5 protein-coding genes are annotated in these 2,977 nt (G+C 34.3%); all 5 read left to right on the forward strand.

Annotation, left to right across the window (positions count from 1 at the left end; genetic code table 11):
• The first annotated feature begins 177 nt into the window (after positions 1-177).
• Positions 178-969, forward strand: a complete 792-nt coding sequence (locus K324_RS15275) for a hypothetical protein (RefSeq protein WP_051354439.1) — start codon at positions 178-180, stop codon at positions 967-969.
• A gap of 9 nt (positions 970-978) precedes the next feature.
• Positions 979-1,455, forward strand: a complete 477-nt coding sequence (locus K324_RS0109490; RefSeq protein ID WP_026748919.1) for a hypothetical protein — start codon at positions 979-981, stop codon at positions 1,453-1,455.
• 2 nt (positions 1,456-1,457) lie between these two features.
• Positions 1,458-1,610, forward strand: coding sequence for a hypothetical protein (locus K324_RS15845; RefSeq protein ID WP_006803925.1), 153 nt, complete (start codon positions 1,458-1,460; stop codon positions 1,608-1,610).
• A 1-nt stretch (position 1,611) separates the two neighbouring features.
• Positions 1,612-2,601, forward strand: a complete 990-nt coding sequence (locus K324_RS0109500) for a glycosyl hydrolase 108 family protein (protein WP_026748920.1) — start codon at positions 1,612-1,614, stop codon at positions 2,599-2,601.
• Between the two features lie 143 nt (positions 2,602-2,744).
• A partial coding sequence (locus K324_RS0109505; protein ID WP_026748921.1) for a hypothetical protein occupies positions 2,745-2,977 on the forward strand: 233 nt, incomplete at its 3' end.

Genomic DNA, 2,977 nt, shown 5'->3' on the forward strand with positions numbered 1-2,977 from the left:
GTAGGAGGGGGAGCGAGGTCAGTTGCTGTAAGCCCTGCCTCAACCTCGGAGTTCAAGGCTTGGGCGAGGTTCGGGAAAGATTTTTCAGGAAGCATCTTCTACTGGATTGCGATAGGATTCTAATAAAATCGGTGGAGAAAAAATAATAAATGACAAATGACAAGGAGGAAAATATAAATGAATGTTGTAATCTACGATAAAAAAAGTCTCGAAATAATAGCGAGACCGACAATAACAAACCTTGAAGATTTTAAAATTAACCCTAATCTATTTTATCCAGACTGGGATTCAGAAAAGCACATCTGGAGTGAACCGGAATATCAAAATCCAGTTTTGGACAACGGAAATCTAAGAGAGGCGACAAAAGAGGAGCTGTATAAGGCAGGAAAATACACTTTAGCCGAAAACGAATTGATTGAGAATGGAAAAATCAAAGTAGTTCAGCTGTCTGAATATGAGTATATTGAAGACAATCAAATCAAATACAGAAAAGAAGAAAAGGTTGAGAAACTAAAACAGGAGCTTTACGAACTGAGAATCGAAAGGGAGAAAAAGCCTTTTGAATTTGAAGTGAAAGAGACCAAGTATCTTCAGCATAACAGGACAATAGACCAGTCTAATATAACCAAGATACTGTTTAGCTTAGTTCTCGGCTTTATTCTTAAATTAATGGGAAAAATAGCCAAAGGTCAGAAATTGGATTTCTCGCAAGTTATGACTGACTTAATGGCGACAGAGTACAGCAACTGGAAATTCTATACCGAGGACGGCTCTGAAAAGTATGTGAATGTTTCGGTGCAGAAATTTATAGAAATGTCTGAAATAATGAAAAAGCATACGACAGCCTCAATGGTTGCTGAAACAACATTATCACACAGCTTAGAAAATAAAACGGTTGAGGAATTGAAAACATTTGACGCTGAATCTGAATATAATAAATTGTTTGAAAGTGAAATAAAACAAGGTTAGGAGGTTTTTATGCAGTTAGAAAAAGATAAACTTTATATTTGTTTCCATAAACCAAAAAGCGTGATAGGATTCCTGATAACATTGAGGACATTAGGAAAATACAGCCATTGCGAATTCACCTATAATGACTATGTATATTTATCAAATCCTGGTGGCGTAAGGATAAAGCCTTTTGTCTATAAGGATAACATGGATATTTTTGAACTGGATAGCCACATTGAAATTCCTGCTGTGTTAAAAGAGTTTACGAAACTTAAAGGTAAAGGCTATGACTATGGTGCAATTTTCTTCAGCCAGTTGCTGGAGCTGGGAATTGAGCATAAGGACAGATATTTCTGTTCGGAGCTGTGCTTACATCTGATTAACAAGGGATTGGATGAGAGCCTAACGTACAATTTAAAGACATTAAAGGCTAATCAATTTAGCCCTGCAAAGTTGTATAAATATTTAAAGGATATGGAGCTATTAGGAAGAAAGGCGGAGTGAAAATGGAAATAAGGAATTTAATCGGAACTGAAATCATGGAGCAGGGGAAAGTATTAAAAGTAACAGATGCCATGTTTGAAGGGGATAATATTGTTCTAATAACTGAAACAGTGGAAAAAGATATAAAGAAAAATGAGAAAAAGGAAGTGATTTAGTATGGAAAGATTTGAAAGAATATTCGACTATTTGCTAAGAGTCGAAGGAGGTTATTCTGACGATAAAAACGATAAAGGAGGTAAAACTAAGTATGGAATTACAGAAGAAGAAGCAAGGGAGTTTGGATACAAAGGAAATATGCAAGATTTAACAAAGGATTTTGCAAAAAATATATATCTGAAAAAATACTATTTAGGAAACAAGCTAGATAAAGTTGTAAATGATAAAGTAGCACTATCTATATGCGACTGGGCTGTAAACAGTGGCAGAAATGGAACAAAAAACGCACAGATTGCTATAAATCAATTGACAAATGCAAATCTTGATGTGGACGGAATAATTGGAAACAAAACATTGGAAGCATTGAATGCAGCAGATCCTGGTAAATTTTTAGAAGTTTATCACAACTTGCAGAGAATTTATTACAAAGGAAAAGTTGAAGCTGACAGGACACAGGAAGGATTTTTGACAGGATGGCTGAACAGGGTTCAAAGAAAGGAGGAATATTTGAGAAATTGGGACAAGGAAAATACGACGGCAGAAAATAAAACGTATTCTTTCAGTCAATCTAGCTTAGACAAAATGAAAAAAGTACATCCGAAATTGGTTGAAGTTATGAAAGAAGCGATTACAAACAGTCCGTATGATTTTAGAATTACGAGTGGAGCAAGAACAACAGAAGAACAAAAAGCATTATTTGCGTTAGGAAGAACTAAACCAGGGAAGATTGTAACATATGCCAATGGTATTACTTCAAAATCTAATCATCAAATTAAAAGTGATGGATTTGGACATGCGGTTGATATATTTTTAACAGGATTTTATGAAAACGGAAGTTATCGAAAATTTTCAGAACAGGAAGGTTACGATGTTAAAAGATTGAAAGATGTTGCAGATCATATCTTGGCAGTTGCAAAATCCAAAAACATTAATGTCGGATGGGGAGGAAACTGGAAAAAGAAAGATACGCCACATTTTGAACTAAAGTAATGTGCAAATGGCTTTGATATAAGCCGAATACAAGCGTAAAAAAACTTTTTGGATAAATAGGCTAGCAAGTGAAAATTGATTATACGGCTTGTTAGCCACGTTAGAAATGATATTAATAAAAAAAGGAAAAAAGGAGTGAAAAAATGGACAAAATGGTAAAAATTTGGATAATTAACAAGGCAGTTGAAATGGTAAAAGGTAAAATTTACAAAAATGAAATTGTAAATAAGGCAAAAACAGGAGCAGAAAAATTTGATGTGATAGCAAAAGATTTTTGGGAAAAATTGGAAAACTATGTTTTAAAAGAAAAAGAAATTGACAGAAAGTGGATCCCAAATTTTATTGAAGAAATTGGAGAGGACACAGTTCTAGCTTG

It is taken from the genome of Leptotrichia trevisanii DSM 22070, assembly GCF_000482505.1.
GTDB classification, from domain to species: Bacteria; Fusobacteriota; Fusobacteriia; order Fusobacteriales; family Leptotrichiaceae; genus Leptotrichia; species Leptotrichia trevisanii.